18 protein-coding genes are annotated in these 19,649 nt (G+C 63.0%); 3 read left to right on the top strand and 15 right to left on the bottom strand.

The genetic code is table 11. The features are described from left to right. Window positions 1-2 precede the first annotated feature (2 nt). Window positions 3-968: an SDR family NAD(P)-dependent oxidoreductase gene (locus SBA_RS10805; RefSeq protein ID WP_224545890.1), complete on the top strand. Its 966-nt coding sequence runs from the start codon at window positions 3-5 to the stop codon at window positions 966-968. Beyond that, window positions 965-1,546, top strand: coding sequence for a nuclear transport factor 2 family protein (locus SBA_RS10800; RefSeq protein ID WP_261934421.1), 582 nt, complete (start codon window positions 965-967; stop codon window positions 1,544-1,546). The genes SBA_RS10805 and SBA_RS10800 overlap by 4 nt, the downstream gene beginning before the upstream one ends. Here SBA_RS10800 and SBA_RS10795 read toward each other — a convergent pair. The 15 genes from SBA_RS10795 to SBA_RS10730 all read right to left on the bottom strand — a co-directional run bounded on the left by SBA_RS10795 (window position 1,543) and on the right by SBA_RS10730 (window position 17,777). Beyond that, the gene (locus tag SBA_RS10795) at window positions 1,543-2,637 is read right to left on the bottom strand and encodes a Zn-dependent alcohol dehydrogenase (RefSeq protein WP_261934420.1); all 1,095 of its coding nucleotides are present in this window, start codon (window positions 2,635-2,637) and stop codon (window positions 1,543-1,545) included. The genes SBA_RS10800 and SBA_RS10795 overlap by 4 nt on opposite strands. A gap of 33 nt (window positions 2,638-2,670) precedes the next feature. After that, window positions 2,671-4,086 (bottom strand): MmgE/PrpD family protein, encoded by a 1,416-nt coding sequence (locus SBA_RS10790; protein WP_261934419.1) that lies wholly within the window; start codon window positions 4,084-4,086, stop codon window positions 2,671-2,673. Next, complete coding sequence (locus SBA_RS10785; protein WP_261934418.1) at window positions 4,083-4,589, bottom strand: hypothetical protein; 507 nt, start codon at window positions 4,587-4,589, stop codon at window positions 4,083-4,085. The genes SBA_RS10790 and SBA_RS10785 overlap by 4 nt, the downstream gene beginning before the upstream one ends. Window positions 4,590-4,592: 3 nt before the next feature. Continuing rightward, window positions 4,593-5,765, bottom strand: coding sequence for a phosphotransferase family protein (locus tag SBA_RS10780; RefSeq protein WP_261934417.1), 1,173 nt, complete (start codon window positions 5,763-5,765; stop codon window positions 4,593-4,595). Window positions 5,766-5,779: 14 nt separating this feature from the next. Further along, window positions 5,780-6,709, bottom strand: coding sequence for a DUF7064 domain-containing protein (locus SBA_RS10775; protein WP_261934416.1), 930 nt, complete (start codon window positions 6,707-6,709; stop codon window positions 5,780-5,782). Window positions 6,710-6,751: 42 nt separating this feature from the next. After that, window positions 6,752-7,264 carry a hypothetical protein gene (locus SBA_RS10770; protein ID WP_261934415.1) on the bottom strand — a complete coding sequence of 171 codons (513 nt, stop codon included), beginning with the start codon at window positions 7,262-7,264 and terminating at the stop codon, window positions 6,752-6,754. A gap of 3 nt (window positions 7,265-7,267) precedes the next feature. Further along, the gene (locus SBA_RS10765) at window positions 7,268-8,449 is read right to left on the bottom strand and encodes a phosphotransferase family protein (protein WP_261934414.1); all 1,182 of its coding nucleotides are present in this window, start codon (window positions 8,447-8,449) and stop codon (window positions 7,268-7,270) included. Window position 8,450: 1 nt separating this feature from the next. After that, entirely contained in the window at window positions 8,451-9,377 is a 927-nt protein-coding gene (locus SBA_RS10760; RefSeq protein WP_261934413.1) for a DUF7065 domain-containing protein, read from the bottom strand. 52 nt (window positions 9,378-9,429) lie between these two features. Further along, window positions 9,430-10,863, bottom strand: coding sequence for an aldehyde dehydrogenase family protein (locus SBA_RS10755; protein WP_449325376.1), 1,434 nt, complete (start codon window positions 10,861-10,863; stop codon window positions 9,430-9,432). Between the two features lie 144 nt (window positions 10,864-11,007). Then, a complete protein-coding gene (locus SBA_RS10750; protein WP_261934411.1) occupies window positions 11,008-12,309 on the bottom strand; it encodes a cytochrome P450 in 1,302 nt (433 codons plus the stop codon). A 336-nt stretch (window positions 12,310-12,645) separates the two neighbouring features. Next, entirely contained in the window at window positions 12,646-13,260 is a 615-nt protein-coding gene (locus tag SBA_RS10745; RefSeq protein ID WP_261934410.1) for a hypothetical protein, read from the bottom strand. Further along, window positions 13,212-13,382 (bottom strand): MerR family DNA-binding transcriptional regulator, encoded by a 171-nt coding sequence (locus tag SBA_RS25285; RefSeq protein WP_390902446.1) that lies wholly within the window; start codon window positions 13,380-13,382, stop codon window positions 13,212-13,214. The genes SBA_RS10745 and SBA_RS25285 overlap by 49 nt, the downstream gene beginning before the upstream one ends. Window positions 13,383-13,492: 110 nt before the next feature. Further along, on the bottom strand, window positions 13,493-14,536 hold the full coding sequence (locus SBA_RS10740; protein ID WP_224545866.1) for an aromatic ring-hydroxylating dioxygenase subunit alpha: 1,044 nt from the start codon (window positions 14,534-14,536) through the stop codon (window positions 13,493-13,495). Between the two features lie 145 nt (window positions 14,537-14,681). Beyond that, the gene (locus SBA_RS10735) at window positions 14,682-15,461 is read right to left on the bottom strand and encodes an SDR family NAD(P)-dependent oxidoreductase (RefSeq protein ID WP_261934409.1); all 780 of its coding nucleotides are present in this window, start codon (window positions 15,459-15,461) and stop codon (window positions 14,682-14,684) included. 63 nt (window positions 15,462-15,524) lie between these two features. Further along, complete coding sequence (locus SBA_RS10730) at window positions 15,525-17,777, bottom strand: TonB-dependent receptor (protein WP_261934408.1); 2,253 nt, start codon at window positions 17,775-17,777, stop codon at window positions 15,525-15,527. Window positions 17,778-17,997: 220 nt separating this feature from the next. Here SBA_RS10730 and SBA_RS10725 point away from each other — a divergent pair, with 220 nt between their 5' ends. After that, window positions 17,998-19,311, top strand: coding sequence for a Rieske 2Fe-2S domain-containing protein (locus SBA_RS10725; protein WP_224545861.1), 1,314 nt, complete (start codon window positions 17,998-18,000; stop codon window positions 19,309-19,311). Window positions 19,312-19,649 lie beyond the last annotated feature (338 nt).

The raw sequence follows: 19,649 nt of genomic DNA, 5'->3' as shown, positions 1-19,649 counted from the left end.
ACATGAACCAGATGCGCTTCGACCACGATGTCGTCATCATCACCGGTGCCGGTCGGGGCCTCGGTCGCGAACATGCGCTCGCCTTCGCGGCGCGGGGCGCAGCGGTCGTGGTCAACGACATCGGCGTCGAACCCGATGGCCTAGGTGGATCGACCCAGGTCGCCCAATCGGTGGTGGATGAGATTGTCGCCATCGGTGGCCGGGCCGTAGCCGACAGTCACAGCGTCACTACCGCGGAGGGCGCCGCCGCCGTCGTGCGGACCGCGCTCGATGCCTTCGGCTCGGTCAGCATACTCGTCAACAATGCCGGCATAATCGACTTCGCGACGCTGGAGCATATTAGCGACGACGGCTGGCGACGAATGATCGCCGTGACGCTGGACGGCACCTTCCAAATGTCGAAGGCGGTCTGGCCCCATTTCGTCGCGCAGCGCCATGGCCGCATCGTCAACACCACATCCAACGCCGGCTTCGCGGGCAATGAGCAACTCGTCCATTACGGCGCCGCGAAGCTCGGCGTAGCGGGCTTCACCAAGGCGCTGGCGAACGAGGTCGGCGACAGCGGCATCACCATCAACGCCATCGCCCCGATGGCAGTCACCCGCATGAATCGCGACGCCTTTTTCGGCGGCGCGGACGCAGGCGGCGACGATTGGCAGGCGGACATTCGCGCGGGCAAAGTACCGATGGGACCGCCCGCCATCGTCTCGCCGGCGGTGCTATGGCTCGCCCATCGCTCGACTACACTCAACGGTGACATCTTCAGCGTCTCGTCGGGCAAGGTCGCACGCGTCGGCTTCGTCGTAGGCGAAGGCTATTTCAATCCCGACCATGGCCCGGAAGATCTGCGCGACAATGTGGATACCCTCCGCTCGCTCGACGGGGCGCTCGACCCGCGCAGCACGCTGGACGAACTCCTTCTTATCCCGAAACTGTTCGGCGTTCCCGCCGCGAACGCTGCATCATGAGTGAACCATCGAACGATTCGTTCGTTATGCCCGGCTGGGCGCATCATGCCGGTATGCTCGCGCTGGGCGAGGCGCGTGCGCCTGAAGGACCGAACGGCGTGACGGACAGGCAAGTGATCTGCGAGCGCATCGCACGCTACTGCTGGGCCTATGACGAGCGCCGCGCCGATGCGCTGGCCGACTGCTTCACGCAGGACGCAATATGGGAAGGCGATGTGCTGGGGCGCATTCCGATCGGCCCCTTTGTCGGCCGCGATCGGGTCGTGTGCTGGTTGACCGAATTCTGGCCGCACCAGCATGACCAGCGCCGCCACATGATCCTCAACACCATCGTGGAACAACAGACCTCCGAACGCGCGACGACGCTCAGCTATCTGCTGCTGATGTCGTCGGATGGCCGGGCGGCGAAGCTGGAAACGACCGGTTTCTACCGCACCGACTATCGGCCAGAAGATGGCGCATGGCGCATCGAAAGGCTGACCGCCGGCTTCGATGCGCCTTTCTGGCCGGGCGATATCGACCGGATGAGCGAACGGGGTCGCGCCCGCCATGGCGTCGCCCCGCGTGAACGCCCCTAGAAGGAGGTGATGACGCTGCGCGCGATCGCTCCGCCCTTCAATTCCTTGTAGGCGTCGTTGATATCGGACAGGCTGATCTCGCGCGAAATCAGGTCGTCCAGATTGAGTTTACCCTCCAGGTACAGCCGGGCGTACATCGGGATGTCGTGCTTGATATTGGACGACCCCATATAGACGCCCCGCAGGTCGACCTGGTTGGTCAGCAGGTCGATCGTGACGTTGACGTCGATCGTATTGGCCGGCGAATGCACCCCGATCAGATAGGCGCCGCCGCCCTTGCGAACCATCTTGATCGCCTGTTCCGACGTCGCCTTGATGCCCACCACCTCGAATGCGTGGTCGACGCCGCCCTCGATCAACGCTTGCACCGCTGCCACGCTGTCGCCTGCGGATGCGTCGATGAAGTCGGTGGCGCCGAACTTGCGCGCCAGCTCTTCTTTCTTCGGCTGCATGTCGATCGCGACGATCCGGGCCGCGCCCGCCAGTTGCGCCCCGGAAATCACATTCAGCCCGACCCCGCCGATGCCGATCACCGCGACCGTTTCGCCCGGCCGGACCGACGCCGTGTTGATGGCCGCGCCAGCGCCGGTGATCGTCCCGCAACCCAGCAGCGATGCCTGGGCGAAGGGCAATTCCTTGGGCACCTTGGCAAGCTGGTTTTCATGCACCAGCGCGCGCTCGGCAAAAGCGCCCGTGCCGAAGACCTGCGCGACCCCCTCGCCATTGCGGGTCAGGCGATGCGCATGGTCAGGATCGTCGCGCAGCGTCTCTTCCGGATGAGTGCATTGATAGGTCCGCCCACCAATGCAGGCGCGGCAATGACCACAAAACTGGATCAGCGACCCCACCACATGATCGCCGACCACGAACTCGCGCACTTCCGGACCGATCGCCAGGACGACACCTGCCAGCTCATGTCCAAGAACAGCCGGCAAGGGCACGCCGAAATCCTGCTCGGCAAAATGCAGGTCGGAATGACACAGTCCCGACGCCTTCACCTCCACCAGCACCTCGCGGCCGCGCGGCGCATCGATGTCGATCTCCTCGATCTGGAATGTGCCGTCGAGGCTGTTGAGAATGGCGGCCTTCATGATGTTCTCCAATGTTGCGGAAAGGTCGGAATGTCAGGCGGTCATCAAGGTCAGGACGTCGCGCATATCCTCCACCTCTTCCATGGCGCGGCAGAGCGCGACCAACTTGTCGAGCTTCGACTGCGGCAGCGCGACGGCGGCAAAGGGAGCGCACCGACCCAGCTTGTCGGCCAGATCGTCCCAGTCCATGGGATTGCGGCTATGGCCCTTCACATAAGGGGTGACATGGGTGAAGCGCCGTCCATCCGTCAGCGTGATGGTGACGGGAAAGCCCTCGAACTGGTCGGCATGGGCGGGATCGGCCATGATGTGGACGCGTTGCATCAGTGCGCGCCGCTCCTCGTCCATGATCCGGTCGACATGCAGGTCCTGCAGGAAAAAGCCACCGCTGATCGCCGCCGTCGCGATCGTATAGGGCGCGCTGAACATGGCTTCTGGGACGCTGCGCGGGTTCCATTTCGCCGCAGCCGGCTCGAATGTCATGCGCGCGCTGTTGCTGCCCACGCAGTCGATCCGGTCGATGTCGCGCCAGTCCAGCCCCTGACCCTGTATGATGGCGACTGTGCTGGCAATGAAGCTGTGGGTGAATTTGCACGCGGAATAGGGCTTCATCGACAGCCCTTCCGCCAGTTGCCAGCGGGTGCCCAGATCGTCGGTCAGCAATTCGGGCCGCACATCGTCCCAGGCGACATGCCGCAATATGCCGCTCGGCACGCCCTGGAATATACCGCGCGGCGCCGTCACCCCGCGCCGCGTCAACAGCGCCGCCTTGACCGCCGTATCGCCGGCAAAGCTGTGCTGCACGCGCGCCATCTGCGTGCCTTCCGAATATTTATTATATTCCGACATGCCATGGACCGTATAGGCCATGCCCATCGCATTCCATGTCTCGTCGGCGTTCAGGCCCAGGATGTGCGCGACCGATGCGGCGGCGCAGAGCGGCCCGTTCCACTCGCCCGGCATACCCCAGGTCGTATGATAGCGCACCAGATTGAGCGCCGCGCTGGCGCGCACGCCCACTTCCGCCCCGGTGACATAGGCAGTCAGGAAATCCCGGCCGCTGACCGGCCCTGCGGCGATGCCCAGCACGGACAGCATGGCCGGCACATTCCATTCGGTGACATGACCGCCCGTCTCATGCACGTCGCCCATGTCGATGGCGCGGGCCATCACCCCGTTCGCGAACGCCGCCATGGGCGCGGGCACCTTGTGCCCGTGGACCAGCACGGTCGCCTGCGGCGCCCCGCCCCATTCCGCGACCTGCGCGGCGATGGCGGGGCTGACCTCCCAGCCCGACCCCGCGATCGTCACCGCCAGCGTGTCCAGGATCGCTCGCTTGGCGAGATCGATCACGCCAGCGGGCAAGTCCTCGTAGCGTGTGTCCGCGACCATCCGCGCCAGCGCGCCGGCGGGATCATGTTCGGGCAGGACGGGATTTTCGTGCTTCATCCCGCCATCATCGCCGCGATGCTCGGCAGCTCCCGTCGATCGGGGTCGAGGCCGGTGGCGGCGAACCATGTCCGTTCGCGCAACGCCTGCTTCTCGCCATAGCCCAGCACCGCCTCCCAGACGGCGGGCGCCAGCACCACCTTGCCATCCTCGCCCAGGATGATGCGGTCGATCAGGCCGCCCAGCGCGACGATGGCATGTTCCACGGCCGCCAGATCCTGCCCGTCCACCGCCTTCGCCGACGCGATCGCCTGCGTCAGTTCCTCGGCATAGCTGCTATCGACCGAAGGCTCCATCTCCTCCGCCAACGCGATCATGGCTTGAAAGGAACCGGCCTCGAATGCCGCCGCCCATCGCCATTGATGCGCGATCATCTGCAAATGGCCGATGCACAGATTGACCTGGTCCTTGGCGAGCCGCTCGCGCCCGGTCAGCGCCGGCAGGACCACCTGTTCCAGCGCCTTGATGATGTTCGCGATGCGCAGATCGATACTCGGCAGCATGGGTCAGCCCTTCCGGATCAGTTGGACGATATGGCTCAGGAAGACGGCCCCGGCAGAGCCCAGCCAGGTCAACACGACTTCCTGATGGTTGTTGCTGGCGATCGAGGCGCGCATGGCCTGCCCCAGGTCCATGACCGCGCATTTATAGGCGTTCAGCACTTCATAATAATGCAGCCTGACCGGGTCGATCCGATTCCCCGAAGCGGCCTGATATTGCGCAATGAAGTCGTCGCGGGGCAAAAGTCCGCTGACCAGGAAAACGCCATCGTCGCCCCAGGCCCCGAACAGTTTCTGCATGGTCCAGGCGATATCCTCGTGGAAATCGCCGATATGCGCGAGTTCCCAGTCGAGGACGGCCGTGAACGTCCCGCTCGGTTCCTCGAACATGAAATTGCCCATGCGCAGGTCGCCATGCACCAGCATCGGCCGGTCGCACAGCGGGGCGTTCTCGCGCAGCCATCGCTCCGCAAGGGCCACGACCGGCACCGGCTCCACCAGGCAATCCCACCAGACCTGCGACCACCAGTTGACCTGCCAGATCGCCGCCTGATTGCTGTCGGCGCGTGGCGCATCGAAAAAGCGCAGATGCGCGCGCGACCAGTCGAAGCGATGGGTGGTGGCAAGCGCGTCGATATATTGCGGCGCCAGCCGGTCGATCAGGCTGCCCAGCCGTCCCCCCATACCGGAAACGCCGCCACTCCCGCCCTCGCTCGGCTGCGTCACGCCGCGCACGAAACCCAGGATGACCGCAGGCTGTCCCAGCAGGTCGCCATCGGCATCGAACCACCGCACCGGCGCGACCGGCATGTGGTTTCCCATGATCGACTGGATTTCCCCTTCCCGGCCGCGACAGGTCTGGGCGATCGCCTCCAGCGGGTCCATCCGCAGCACCAGCCGTTCGCCCTGCGGGGTTTCGCGATGGGTTAGCGTGAAGGCGAACTGTTCCTTCGATGCGCCGCCCGACATGCGCTCGACGTCGGTGATCGCAATCCCCTCCAGGCCCTTCGCCGCGAAGAAGCCGGTGAGCATCGCCGTCACCTCGGCGTCGGACTTTGGCCGGTAGGGACCGGTATCGCGCAAGCGGACCGTCCGTTCCAGAATATGGCGGATGCGCGGCTCCATCTCGGACCGGTCCCAGACGTCCACGTCCCCGCTGCGGGCAGGCGTCACCTGCATGGCGATATCCTCCATCACCAGGCGAAGCGCCGGACATAGGGCTTGGCGAATTTGAGATAGTCGCGATTCCAGCAGAATTCGCACCAGCCGGTGCCCTGTTCGCCGTCGATCGTGGCCGTCACCACGGCTTCGTTCAGCAGGACGATCGGGTCCAGGTCGAGCTGATATGTCGCGAAAGCCTGGCAATCGACGAAGACCGACCGCCCGTCGCTGTCAGTGACAGTGACGCGGAAGCGCTCCTGCATCATGTCTTCGTCATAATCGATGTCATAGTCGATGCTCTGGACATGCTGCATGACGCCGTCCTTGAAGAGATAGCCGCGCGTTTCGACCTTGCCGAACGACATCATCTCGAAGAAATGCACCGACACGCTCGGGGTGGTCGCGTGGAACCATTTATAATGCTGGTTGAGGCCCCAGACGCGTGGCCCCCAGCTATGATCGCGGATCATGAAGTCGTTGAGCGCGAAATCCTTGCCGTCGATACGCAGATTGCCCTTGATCCTGCCATGCTGTTCGGTGCGATCGTCGCCATAATAGGGCGGATTGCCCTTGGGATGCATACTGAAGGCATAGGGCGGATGGATCGCGCTCCATTGTCCTTCGAACTGGATGCGATCGCCGACCCAGCCCAGATCGATCGTCTTGAACGGCTCGCGCACGGCCATCAACAGGGGGCCGAAGCGCCAGTCGTCAAAGTCCATGTCCTCCGACACCATCTGCTCGACCTCCTCTTCGATCGGCGCACTCAGGCCGGGTCCGAAGAGGTGGAGGCGTCCCTTGGCATGGCCGTTGGCGCGCACGGTAGGATAATAGAAGCCGGCAATGCCATATTGCGGCAGGACGAACTGATGGGTCGCCGATTCCCGGCCGTCTTCCGCCAGTTTGTGGCGATAGGCATTTTGCACGGGATAGTCGGCGAACGGCTCGGCGGTCTCAGGCATCTTCGACGTCTCCTTCTATTTTCTGTTCTTCGGCTGGGGTCGTCAGTCGGCTTCAGCCAGCATCGTCTCCAGGTCAGGCAGGTCATGCTGGTCGGGATCGAGCCGATTGGCCTTGAACCAGCTTCGCTCCCGCCGGGCATGACGCAGCGCATAGTTAAGCAGCGCGTCGATCGATTCCGGCGGCAGCGGCGCATGATCCTTTCCGCCAAGGATGACCGCATCGACGGCGTGGCCAAGGTCGATATTGGCCCGCTCGATCGCGGTCACGCTGACGCGATCGCACGCCTGCGCCATGGACAGCGCGGCTTTCAGATCGTCCGCCAGCAATGCCGGCGCATCGGGCAGCAAATGCCGGGCCAGTCCCTGTAAATCGTCGAGCGCCACCTGCTCGTAACGAAGCGCAGACTTCCACTGTTCGCCCATCATGCGCAAATGGCCGGCCACCAGCATGGCCTGATCGCGGGCCAGGCGCTGGTCGCGCGGCAGCGCGGGCAGGACCACCTGCTCCAGCGCCTTGATCATATTCGCGATGCGCAGGTCGATATTGGGCAGCATGGGTCAGGCCTCCCGAATGAGCATGACGAGTTGTTCCAGGAACACGGCGCCGGCTGAGCCAAGCCAGGTGAGGATGATATCCTGGTGATTATTGCTCTGCGTCGCGGCGCGCATCGCCTGGCCCAGGTCGATCACCGCGCATTTATAGGCGTTGAGCACCTCATAATAGCGCAGTTTCACCGGATCGATGCGGTTGCCGGACGCGGCTTCATAGGCGCGCAGGAACTCGTCCCGCGCGATCAGCCCGCACACCAGGAAGGTGCCGTCGTCCGTCCAGGTGCCAAAAAGGCGCTGGATGGCCCAGGCGATATCCTCGTGGAAATCCCCGATATGCGCCAGTTCCCAGTCCAGTACGGCGGTGAACTTGCCGCTTGGTTCCTCGAACATGAAATTGCCCAGCCGCAGATCGCTGTGGCACATGACGGGCGCGTCGCAGACCGGTGCATGTTCGCGCAGCCAGCGTTCGGCATAAGTCACCATCGCGACCGGCTGGACGACGCCGTCCCACCAGACCTGCGACCACCAGTTGACCTGCCAGATCGCGGCCTGTCGCGTCCCCGCTTCGGGCGCCGCATAATAGGACAAGTCGGCGGAACGCCAGTCGAACCGATGCACCTGCGCCAGCGCGTCGATAAATTGGGGGGCCAGTTTGTCCGCCCAATCGTCATAGCGCGTGCCAATGCCCGACACGCCATGTCCCGTGCCTTCGCTCGGCTCGGTCACGCCGTTGACGAAGCCCAGGATGATCGCCGGCTGGCCCATTATTTCGCCGTCCGCATCGATGCTGCGGACCGATGCGACCGGCAATATGTCGGCAAAGGCGACATGCACCTGCGCCTCGCGCCCGCGACAGGTCTGCGAAATCGCCTCCAGCGGGTCCATGCGCAGCACCAGCCGCTCCCCCGCCGCGTCCTCCCTGTGCCGCAAGGTGAAGGCGAACTGCTCCTTCGAAGCGCCGCCCGCCATGCGCGATACATCGGAAATGCCGATGGCTTCCAGCCCTTCGGTCCTGGCGAAATAATCCTCCAGCATGGCGATGACCTCGCTATCGGTCTTCGCTGCATAGGGGCCTTTCGCCCGGTCCCGCACGGTCCTGTCGAGTATCTCCCGGATGCGCGGCTCCATGTCGTCGCGGTTCCAGATATCGATCCTGTCGATCGACGGCGCGTCGATGATCTCGCTCATGTCAATTGCCATTGCCTTCCCAGGGAAAGCGGAAGCCGCCTTCGCCCATGCCGTAGCCAACCGTCCCGTCGCTTAGCCGATATTCCATCATCTGTTCGACCATCACGAAACTGTCGAAGGGAAATTGCCAGCGGAACAACGGCTTGGCGGTGAACTCCCACAGCCGTTCATCCTCGTCCCACACCTTCCAGTGGACATGTTTGAAGCCCATCTCGTCGGGCTCGTATTCGATCACTTCCTCGACCCGGCCGATATGATGCCAGCGCTGCCCGTCGTGCAGAATCTTCTGATAGCCCTCGCCCTGCTCGGTGATGGCGTGGACCGCAACGCAGGACATGCCATTGTCGAAGATCGGCCATGCCAGCCGGTAATGCTGCACTCCCGCCCAATTGCGCGGGCCGCAGCTGACGTCGCGAAAGCCCGCATCCTTGATCGTGATGGTCTGCCCGGTGCGCAGGCGCACCGTGCCCGTGACGTCGCACACGCCTTCCAGATGGATATAGGCCAGTTCGCGTGCGATCGCATCGTCCTCGTTCCCCGGAACGATACTGTCGCCCATCGGGAAGCGCTGATCCCAGCTCAGGTCGACGCCGAAATCCTCGGTGTCGATCGTGATCCGGCAGGTTTGCAACGGCTTTATCGCCTCAAGGCGCACGCCCGCCACGGTCACCCCACCATCTGGACGGTCCCTGGTGTAGGGAAGATTCATGTTGATGCGGGTGAACAGCGGCTTTCCGTCCATGAAGAAAATTGCGAAGCCATTGGTTTCGCCCATATTCTCCATGAACCCGAAGCGGATGAAGCCACCCAGTTTCGCCTGCCGGTCGTAGAAGTTAAAATAGTAGCTCTGGTTCCATTTGCAGATGGCCGGATTGGGAATATGACGCTCACAATTTTCGGTCATGTAAACGTTGGTGAGTGCCGTCATGCTCATCCTTTCCATTGCCATCCTCCCGCCGCGATTTTTGTTTTGATTGGCCTCAATCGTCCAGCAGCGCCGTCACCGTCTTGGTTTCGGTATAATGAAGCACGCCCTCCTCACCGACCTCGCGACCCCAGCCGGATTCCTTGACGCCGCCAAAGGGCGCGGACGGATCATTCATGCCATGGGTGTTGATCCACACCGTCCCGGCCTGCAGCTTGCGCGCGGTCAGGTGGGCGCGCGACAGATCGCGGGTCCAGATATTGGCGGCCAGGCCATAGCGGGTGTCATTGGCTTGGCGGACGACATCGTCCACATCGTCAAACGGGGTCGCCACCAGCACCGGGCCGAAAATCTCCTCCCGCACGATGCTGGCGTCAGCGTCGGGATTGGCGAAGATCGTCGGCTCGACGAAATAGCCGTCCCGATCGCCCGTCCCGCCGCCGGTGACGAGGTCCGCGCCACTCGCCTTGCCCTGCGCGATATAGTCCAGTACCCGGCCCTGCTGCACCTTCGACACCAGCGGCCCCAGCATTGTGTCGGGATCGCGGCCATGGCCCAGCTTGAAGCTCTTGGCGACCTGCGCAACGCCATCCACCACCTTGTCGAACACCGATCGCTCGACATAGAGGCGCGAGGCCGCGAGGCACACCTGCCCAGAATTGAAGAAGATGGCGAGCGCAGCGCCGATGCTGGCCTTCTCGATATCCGCATCGGCGAAGATCAGCGAGGGCGACTTGCCGCCCAGTTCCAGCGTGACGCGCTTCAGATCCTTCGCCGCCGTCTGGACGATCTGCTTGCCCACGCGGGTCGATCCGGTGAAGGCGATCTTGTCGATGCCGGGATGCTCGACCAGCGCCTGCCCCGCCTCATGGCCATAGCCGGTGACGATGTTGAGCACGCCTTCGGGCAGCCCGGCCTCCAGCGCCAGTTCGGCCAGGCGCAGCGCAGTCAGCGGCGTCACTTCGGAGGGTTTCAGCACGATGGTGCAACCCGCCGCCAGCGCCGACGCGATCTTCCACGCCGCCATCGCCAGCGGATAATTCCACGGCACGATCTGGCCGACGACGCCGATCGGTTCGCGCACGGAATAGCTGTGATATTGGCGGCCATCGCCCGAAATCGGGTTCACCTGCCCATAGATTTTCGACGCCCAGCCCGCCATGTAGCGGAAGATGTCGACGGCGGCCGGCACGTCCACGGCCAGCGCATGATGCACCGCCTTGCCGTTGTCATAGCTTTCGAGCAGCGCCAGTTCCTGCGCATGATCCTCGATCTTGCGGGCGATCGCCTCGATGATCTTGCCGCGATCGAGCGGCCGCATCCGCGCCCAGACGGCAGACTCGAACGCGGCGCGCGCCTTTGTCACGGCCCGGTCCACATCCACGGCGCTACCCGCCGGAACGCTGGCGAACACCTGTCCCGTCGCCGGGTCTTCCACGTCGATGGTGCGACCGTCCCCGGCCGCGTCCCACGACCCGCCGATCAGCATCTTCTGCTGCGGCAGGCGGACTTCATGCCCCTTTTCGCCGTGCAGTCCGGCGGCGATCGTTGAGGGTGCATTCATGGGCCATGTCTCCAGTTGATAAGAAGGAGCCGCGCCCGCCTTGCAGGGCGCGGCCCAGGGGGAGAGGGTTCAGCTTTTCTTGAAGCGGATCGGCAGCGCCTTGTAGCCGCCGACGAAATTGGTCTCGACCAGCCGCGGATCGCCCGCCAGTTCGACCGATTCCAGATGCGGCAACAATTCCTCGAACAATATGCGCATCTCCAGCTTGGCGAGATGCTGGCCCAGGCACATATGCGGGCCGAAACCGAAGGCGATGTGCGGATTGGGCGAACGCGTGATGTCGAACCGGTCGGCATCGGCGAACACCGCCTCGTCGCGATTGCCCGATGGGTAGCAGATCATCAGCCGGTCCATCGCGCGGATGTCCATGCCGCGCACCTGCGTATCGGCGGTGGCGTTGCGCATGAAATGCTTGACCGGGCTGGTCCAGCGGATCGCCTCGTCCACCAGGCCGGGGATCAGCGACGGGTCCGCCTTCACCTTCGCCCAATTCTCCGGATAGACCATCATCCCGTGCAGCCCGCCTGCGGTGGACGACGATGTCGTGTCATGCCCGGCGGTGGCGATCGCGACATAATAGCCGTTCGCCTCGTCGCGCGGGATCGGCGCGCCGTTGATCCGCGAGTTGGCGATCAGCGACAGCAGGTCGTCGGTGGGCTGCTCGCGCCGCGCCGCGCTCAGCTTGTCGAAATAGACGTAGAAATCTTCGATCGAGGCCGCCCATTGCTTCGCCGCCACCACCGGATCGGCCGCCATTTCGGGCCGCTGTTCCTCGGGATCATGCACGCCGAAAAATTCCTGCGTCAGCTTGAGCATCCGCGGCTCGTCCTCTGGCGGCACGCCGAACAGGGTCATGATGACGCGCAGCGGATAATGGAGCGCGAAGTCGCGGACGAAATCGCATTCTCCGTCGAAGCTCAGCAGATTGTCGACCGACTGGCGCGCCAGCACGCGGATCTGTTCCTCCAGCTTGCTGATCTTGCCCGGCAGGAACCAGTTGGAAGTCAGCGTGCGGTAAGACGCATGTTCGGGCGGGTCCATATAGGTGAGGGACGACAATATGCGCAGCGACCCGCCATTGATCTCCCGCGTAAAAGCGTCGGACGCCTGATCGACCAGGATCGGGTTGTGATCGGCATTGTGGAACAGCTTGCCGTTGCGCTCCACTTCCTTGATGTCGGCATGTTTGGTGACGACCCAGATCGGATCATAGCCCGGAACCTGCGCGATCCCCAGCGGCATATGCTCCCGCAGCCACCGGAACGCACCATAGATGGTGGCGTCGTCCGTATAGCTTTTCGGTGCGATCACGACGCGGGCGATGTCATCGGGAATGATCGGACGCACATCGGCATCCAGCGAAGTCGCCATGGAACTACCCTCTCCTGCTACGCCGCCCTAAAGGATCTCTGCGCATTGCGTATGCCATTTACGTAACTATGGATGGAGAGAGTCGTCAATCACAAAAATCGTTCGGACTATTTGGCAATCCTGAAATAAAAACCATTTTATTACAGTATTTTACCACTGAGAATGGCATCGCCATGTCCCAAAAACTGAATGCTCGTCCACAGATTGAATGAGCCGAAGGGCCTGAAAATGGACGGCGACAAGCAACCTGCCCATCAACGACCAAGCCATCGCCGGGGAACTAACGATTAACGATACGCAATCCGTCGAGGGGCAAAACCGCCCCCGCGGCTGACGTCAATGCTGAGCGGCGGACGGTTTGACCGTCTCGTCGGGACGCTCCGTTTCCCTGCCAGCACGGATTGCGTCGACATGGCGGAAGAAGGCGCGCTGACGCATCAGGCCGAAGAAATCGAGCATCAGCGGCAACGCATGTTCCACCATGGTCGCGGCCTGTCCGACATCGATATGGCCCTCGACCCGTTCCATGAAGGTGACGGCTTCCCAACGGCCGACAAAATCGGCAGCTTCGGTATAGAAGCCGAGGATGTCTGGCGTATAGTCCAGCCGCTGGTCGAACCCGGCCTTGCGCATGTCGCCCCAGATACGGACCAACTGCGCACAGGTAATGCTCAGCGCCTTGCCCTGCTCCGTTTCGATGATGTCAAGAATGCCGATCTTCGCCAGCGTCCGGGCGTCTTCCACCGCATGGGGATAGCGTTCCAGCAGCGAGGCGATGGTGACAGGCGGCCCGTCCACGCCCACGCGATGCGCGACCAGTTGCTCGAGTTGATCGAAGGCGCTGGCCTCGACCCGCCCCTCGGTCCCCTCGCCACCGATGATCGCCTTGATCTGCGCCAGCGTCAGCCGGTTTTCGCGCTGCAACCGCCGCACCGCCAGGATCGCCTGCACATGTTCCTCACCATAGTCGGCGACGGTTTTGCGGGGCGAGCCGGCTCTGGAATCAATCCTTCGCGCAGATAGACGCGGATCGTCTCGCGATGGACTCCGGTCCGCTCTTCCAGTTCGCGCATCTTCATGATGACGCTACAGCATGGCGGATCGAACGGAGCAAGCCGCTATGTGCAGGCCATACGCAATGGAAACGCCCTCCATTCGTTGCGAACGGAGGGCATGAAGACCGTCAGGCCGCGACCTTCGCGCCTTCCTCCGCTTCCTGCATGGCGCTCAGCAGGCGGCGCGCCTGGTTGACCGCACCATCGCTGGCGATGCCCACGAAGGGCCGCTCCGGTTCGTCATCGATGCGCGCCTGCTGCGCCTGCAGCGTTTCCTCATCCTCGGTGATGGTATCGAAAAACTGGTCGAACAGCACGTCCGGAACGCCGCTTTCCTTGGGCGCGGTGGTGCAGATGGTCCAGAGATAATGGCTGGTCGTTTCCGTCTCCGGCGTGATGAAATGATTGTTCGCCAGCATGAAGCCATTGTCGCGCTTGCCCTCATAGGCGCCGGTATCCACCTCGCAGCCACCGGCATTGACACGGCAGGTCATGCCGATGCCCGGCTCGAACCGCACCTCCTGCCAGCGATCGACCCGGCCCTTGAAGCCGCCAGCATCGATATAGGATTTGGGCGGCACCGAATTGGGCATTTTGCGCAACAGCGTCACCTTGCGGCCGTCAAACTCGACCTTGGTGTCGGCATTATAATGCTGCTCCGGGTTCCCGCCGATCGTGCGCGCATGGATATAGGGCACATGGGTCAGGTCCATGATATTGTCGATAATGAGCTGCCAGTTGGCCTTCACCGGAAAATTATAGGGGCGCCAGGTCCAGGCCGGATCATTATGTTCGGGGCTATCGACGATGATCGACGGATCGGCCAGCGCCGGTTCGCCCATCCATATCCAGATCAGATGATCCTTCTCCACCACGGGATAATGGCGGACATTGGCGGACGCGGGAATGCGCGCCTGGTTGGGGATACGGGTACAGGCGCCTTTCCCGTTGAACTCGACGCCATGATAGCAGCAACGGATGACGTCGCCGTCGACATGGCCGGCGGACAGCGGCATGGCGCGATGGCTGCACCGGTCCTCCAGCGCGGCGATCTCGCCACTTTCGGTGCGGAACAGCACGACCGCCTTGTTCAGATATTTGCGCCCCAGCGTCTTGCCCGGTTCGATATCGGCTGCGAAGGCGGCCACATACCATGCGTTGTAGATGAACATGCTGCTCTCCATTGTCCGGCCGGGCGGTGCATCGCTCCGGCGCTACCCTATTGTTGGGCATGATTATGGATGCCCGGTACCGAACCGCCAATCGCAATCCCATAAAGCCATAAGAAAAGCGGGAAATGAATATGGCAAAGCGGGATCACCGCAAATACAGCCCCCCATTCATGTCCAGCGTCGCGCCGACGAAGAACCCGCCCCGGTCCGACGCCAGCAACGCCGTCGCGGCCGCGATCTCGCCCACTGCCATGAAGCGGCCGACCGGCACTTCGCCCTCGACCCGCGCGATCTGTTCGGCCGACAGGCGCGCCTTGGCGGTGTCGATCGGTCCCGGCGCGATGGCGTTCACGGTCACGCCGGTCCCGGCCAGATAGCGCGCGAAATATTTGGTCAGCATGATCGCCCCGGCCTTCGACGCGGCATAATGGGGGGAGGCGACCGTCCCGCCATTCTGCCCGGCGAGCGAAGTGATGTTGACGATCCGGCCATAGCCATTTTCGCGCATATGTTCGGAGAATATCTGGCAGCTCAGGAACACGCTGCGCATGTTGATCTGGACGATCGCGTCAAATTCTTCGGGTGATATATCCTGCGTCGGCGTGCGCTTGGCGAAGCCCGCATTGTTCACCACAATATCGACCTTGCCCCAAAGGGCCGCCATCTTGTCCCGCGCGGCCAGGAAATGATCCTTTTCCCGCACGTCCAGCGTCAGGGCGATCGCCGTTTCGCCCGACGGATCCAGCGAAGCCGCCACCGCCTGCGCGACATCGATATCGACGTCGCTCACCGCCACGCGCCCACCACCGGCATGGATTTCGCGCGCCACCGCCTCTCCCACGCCCCGGCCGCCGCCGGTCACCAGGGCGGCGCGCCCTGAGAAGGAAAAGCTGCCATTGGCGGGAAGGGTGAATTGATCGGTCATAGGTCCGTCCTGAAACTGGCAAAAGAAAAAGCGGGGAAGGCATCGCCCTCCCCGCCCATATCATTAGTGACGGAACGACAGCGTCAGGCCGTAGGTCCGCGGCGTGTTGGTGAAGATCTTCCAATAGGTCGTGCCGTTGCCGGGCACCGCGAGGAAGGCGGTGATGTCGTCCGCATTGACGATCTGATAGTTGTTGGTGAGGTTCTTGCCCCACAAGCCGATCTGGAACCGCCCGTCCGCCGTCTCGTAATTGAGCCGTGCATTGAGCGTCCGCCCGCGGGTATCCTCGTGCAGATTGTCGTAGAGGCGCAGCGTGTTCGCATCATCGGTCGAGATGCGGGTGGAGAAGTTGAAGTCCGCCTGCGGCGTCAGCGTCGCGCCATTGCCCAGGCGCCCGGTATAGGCCGCACCCACGGTGAAGCTGTCGCGCGGCGCGAACTTGGCCGGGTTGCCCGAATAATCGAGGTTCACCAGCGGATCGCGCAGCGACGTATATTTGCCGACCAGATGCGTGTAGTTGGCGGTCAGGCGCAGATCCTCGACCGGACGGATCACGGATTCGACCTCCAGCCCCTTCATCTTGAGCGTGCCGTTATAGGTATGCGCGATACCGCCCGCGCCGGAGAAATTCTGGAGGTTCTTGGTCGTTTGCCGGAACAGCGCGACGTTCAGGTCCAGCTTGTTGTCGAACAGCCGCGACTTGGCGCCGATCTCGTAATTCTCGGCCTTTTCCGGTTCCAGCGGGATGGTCGGGTTGCGATAGGCATTGTCGACGAAGCCGCCCGACTTGAAGCCCTTGGCATAGGTCGCATACATGTTGACCTTGTCCATCGGCTCGAACTTCAGCGTGAAGCGCGGGGTGAAGGCGTCCCAGGTCTTGCCGCCCGACGCGAACACCTCGCCGGGGAAGCCGAAGCCCGGGATCGCGCCGGCGTCGGTGGTCGAGAAAGCGTGATAGTCGATCTTCTTGCGGTCCGATGTGTAGCGGCCGCCTGCAACGACGGCCAGCTTGTCGGTGATCTCGAAGGTCGCTTCGCCGAACACGGCCAGGCTGCGGACATTGCCTTCCTGGACGCGGGTGATGTTGGTCACGTCCGGATTGCGCCGGACGCTGGCATTGACCGCCGAACCCGGCAGCGGGCTGTAGAAGAAGATGTTGGTGGTCGAAACATCGGCCGACAGGAAATAGGCCCCGACCACATAGGAGAAGCGGCCCGGCGCCGAGGCGAAGCGGACTTCCTGCGTGAAGCTGCGGTTTTTCACCACCTGGCGGCGGTCGAACACGGGAACTTCGGTGCCAACCGGCACGTCGTCGTTGATCGCGCGGCTGTCGTTCATGCGATAGCCGGTGATCGACGTCAGCGTGCCGCCCAGCAGATCGAGGTCGCCGCGCAAATAGCCGCCGCGCAGACGCTGGCGATAGGGCGAGGCCACGAAATCGTTATTCGTCCACTTGTCGTCGCTGAAATCGCCGAACGTATCGGGGATGACTTGATTGCCGCCGATGCCGAGCTGGATCGCGCCGCCATTGCCCTTGGTATAGCTGTAATCGCCCGACAGGACGATCTTGAGCGTGTCCGTCGGCTGGAACAGCAATTTGCCGCGCGCCGAATAGCTGTCCGACTTGCCGTAGCTGCCCGACTGGTTCGGCGTGTCGATCAGGCCGTCATTATGTTCGGTGCTGAACGCGAAGCGGCCGGCGATCTTGTCGTCGACCAGCGTGCCGTTGACCATGCCTTCGGTGCGCACATAGCCGCCATTGCCGCCGGTGATCTGGGCGTAATAATCATCCTTGAAGTCGGGATTCTTGGTGATAACGGCGATCGCACCGCCCACCACATTGCGTCCGAACAAGGTGCCCTGCGGCCCGCGCAGCACTTCGACGCGATCGGTGTCGTAGAAATTCGCGTTCAGATCGTTGTTGAACACATAATAGACGTCGTCCATGAAATAGGCGACCGGCGTATCGAGCGTGGCGGTACGGAAGGTCGACACATTGCCGCGGATCGCGACGATCGACAGCGACTTGTCGGCGGTGTTGACGGTGATGCCGGGCATCTGCTGCGTCAGGGCGGCCGGGCTGTAGACCTGCGCCTCGCGCAGCAGTTCGCCGCCAAAGGCTGCAATCGAAAAGGGCACTTCACGCACCGTCGATTCGCGACGCTCGGCAGTGACGACGATATCTTCCGGGAACAGAGCATCTTGTTGTGCGGCCTGTTGCGGGGCTGGCTGATCGGCCTGCGCAAAGGCGGGGGCAGCCGCCATCACGGCGATGATCGCGCCCAGCGCGGAGGATGTTTTAAAGCTGAAAATCATTACCCGGACTCTCCCTTAACGACACGGCTTGACGCCGCCTGGGGAGCGTGAAGCAGCAAAAAGGAAATGGGCGCAATAGTATCGTCCCGATTATTGAATGGTCCGACCACATTCCGATTGGGGCAGGCGGCTGCGACCCTCTAGTCAGGGATCAGGGAATGGCACTGGCTTCGATTCAAGCCGCGCCGATAACGAAAAGCAAGGAAGAGGCTGAAAACTCATGCAGTCCACTGATAGCGCCGACATGACCAGGGTTGGACCGGGCACGGTCATGGGCACGATGATGCGCCAATATTGGCTGCCCGCCGTCCTGTCCTCCGAGGTGAAGGCCGATGGCGACCCGGTGCGCCTGATGATCCTGTGCGAAAAGCTGATCGCCTTCCGCGACAGCAGCGGCCGGGTCGGCATCATGGACCACCGCTGCCCCCATCGCTGCGCGTCGCTGTTTATCGGCCGCAACGAGGAAAACGGCATACGCTGCGTCTATCATGGCTGGAAGTTCGACGTCGACGGCAAGTGCGTGGACATGCCGTCGGTTCCCGCGCGCATGGACTTCAAGGAAAAGGTCCATGCCAAGGCGTACAAGACCCACGAGGCGAACGGTCTGATCTGGGTCTATATGGGCGAGAACCAGTCCGCCCCGCCGCCGCTGCCTGAAATCGAGGCGACGATGCACCCGGACGCCGAAATCTGGTGCCTGCAACGCGACTGCAACTGGCTCCAGGCGCTGGAAGGCGACATCGACACCAGCCATGTCGGCTTCCTGCATGTCGGTTCGATCGAGGCGGACGATCTGGATGAAGACCATCCGATGCGCCCGACCGTCCTCAACCGCGCGCCCGACTATGAAGTCGCGCAGGCCGACTGGGGCGTCATGTATGGCGGCTATCGCCCGAACGACGATGGCCAGATGAGCTGGCGCGTCGCCCATTATATGTTCCCATTCTGGACGCAGACGCCGAACAACCGCTTCGCGACCCGCGCCATCGCCCGCGCCTGGGTGCCGATGGACGACGAGCATTCGATGCTGTTCGACATCACCTGCGGTGTCGATGCGGGCAACCCCGCTTATACCTCGACGCTCAAGGACGGCACACCGCTGTTCGCGCCGCTGGAATATGCGCCCAACACCACCGACTGGTATGGCCGCTGGCGCTCGCCCGACAGCGAGAAGAACGACTGGGCGATCGATCGCGAAACCCAGCGCAACGGCACCCAGTTCACCGGCATCGCCAATATCACGATGCAGGACCAGGCGGTGACCGAAAGCATGGGGCCGATCACCGACCACAGCTTTGAAAATCTGGCGCCGACCGACCAGATGATCGCCCGCGTCCGCCGCCGCGTGTTGCTCGCCGCCCGCGCGCTCGCCAACAAGGGCACGCTGCCGCCGGGCATCGAAGACCCCAGCATCTTCTACCGGGCGCGCGCAGGCTCCTTCCTGCACGATCCCAGCGACACGCTGGCCAATGCCTATGAATCGGCGCTGGCCAAGGCGGTGCGCTGGCCCGACAAGGTCGAAGCGGCTGAGTGAGACGGGAACAAGGGCCGGGGCGATCCATGCCCCGGCACCGCATACAAGGATGACAGAGGTGACGAAACGCATTGCGGTTTGTCCGGTTCGCCGATCCATGGCGCCCCGGCCCTGCCATGAGACGCATCGCACCGGACGGAGAGGGTGATGCGCGCAAGACTGAAGAATATCCGCTGGGAAGCCGAAGGCATCAACAGCTACATCCTCGAACCCGTCGATGGCGGGCTGATGCCCGCGTTCGATCCGGGCGCCCATGTCGATGTGCAGTTGTCGCCCGGCCTGGCTCGCAGCTATTCGCTGGTGAATGACCCCGCGATCCGCGGCTATTATGAGATCGC

It is taken from the genome of Sphingomonas bisphenolicum (genome assembly GCF_024349785.1).
Taxonomy (GTDB): Bacteria; Pseudomonadota; Alphaproteobacteria; order Sphingomonadales; family Sphingomonadaceae; genus Sphingobium; species Sphingobium bisphenolicum.
The sequence above is the reverse complement of the archived record's forward strand: the minus strand, read 5'-3'. Positions and strand labels throughout refer to the sequence as shown.

Coding starts and splice junctions, on each gene's coding strand:
- SBA_RS10805 (WP_224545890.1), top strand. CDS start 3: ATGAACCAGATGCGCTTCGACCACGATGTCGTCATCATCACCGGTGCC.
- SBA_RS10800 (WP_261934421.1), top strand. CDS start 965: ATGAGTGAACCATCGAACGATTCGTTCGTTATGCCCGGCTGGGCGCAT.
- SBA_RS10795 (WP_261934420.1), bottom strand. CDS start 2,637: ATGAAGGCCGCCATTCTCAACAGCCTCGACGGCACATTCCAGATCGAG.
- SBA_RS10790 (WP_261934419.1), bottom strand. CDS start 4,086: ATGAAGCACGAAAATCCCGTCCTGCCCGAACATGATCCCGCCGGCGCG.
- SBA_RS10785 (WP_261934418.1), bottom strand. CDS start 4,589: ATGCTGCCGAGTATCGATCTGCGCATCGCGAACATCATCAAGGCGCTG.
- SBA_RS10780 (WP_261934417.1), bottom strand. CDS start 5,765: ATGCAGGTGACGCCTGCCCGCAGCGGGGACGTGGACGTCTGGGACCGG.
- SBA_RS10775 (WP_261934416.1), bottom strand. CDS start 6,709: ATGCCTGAGACCGCCGAGCCGTTCGCCGACTATCCCGTGCAAAATGCC.
- SBA_RS10770 (WP_261934415.1), bottom strand. CDS start 7,264: ATGCTGCCCAATATCGACCTGCGCATCGCGAATATGATCAAGGCGCTG.
- SBA_RS10765 (WP_261934414.1), bottom strand. CDS start 8,449: ATGAGCGAGATCATCGACGCGCCGTCGATCGACAGGATCGATATCTGG.
- SBA_RS10760 (WP_261934413.1), bottom strand. CDS start 9,377: ATGACGGCACTCACCAACGTTTACATGACCGAAAATTGTGAGCGTCAT.
- SBA_RS10755 (WP_449325376.1), bottom strand. CDS start 10,863: ATGCTGATCGGCGGGTCGTGGGACGCGGCCGGGGACGGTCGCACCATC.
- SBA_RS10750 (WP_261934411.1), bottom strand. CDS start 12,309: ATGGCGACTTCGCTGGATGCCGATGTGCGTCCGATCATTCCCGATGAC.
- SBA_RS25285 (WP_390902446.1), bottom strand. CDS start 13,382: ATGCGCGAACTGGAAGAGCGGACCGGAGTCCATCGCGAGACGATCCGC.
- SBA_RS10740 (WP_224545866.1), bottom strand. CDS start 14,536: ATGTTCATCTACAACGCATGGTATGTGGCCGCCTTCGCAGCCGATATC.
- SBA_RS10735 (WP_261934409.1), bottom strand. CDS start 15,461: ATGACCGATCAATTCACCCTTCCCGCCAATGGCAGCTTTTCCTTCTCA.
- SBA_RS10730 (WP_261934408.1), bottom strand. CDS start 17,777: ATGATTTTCAGCTTTAAAACATCCTCCGCGCTGGGCGCGATCATCGCC.
- SBA_RS10725 (WP_224545861.1), top strand. CDS start 17,998: ATGCAGTCCACTGATAGCGCCGACATGACCAGGGTTGGACCGGGCACG.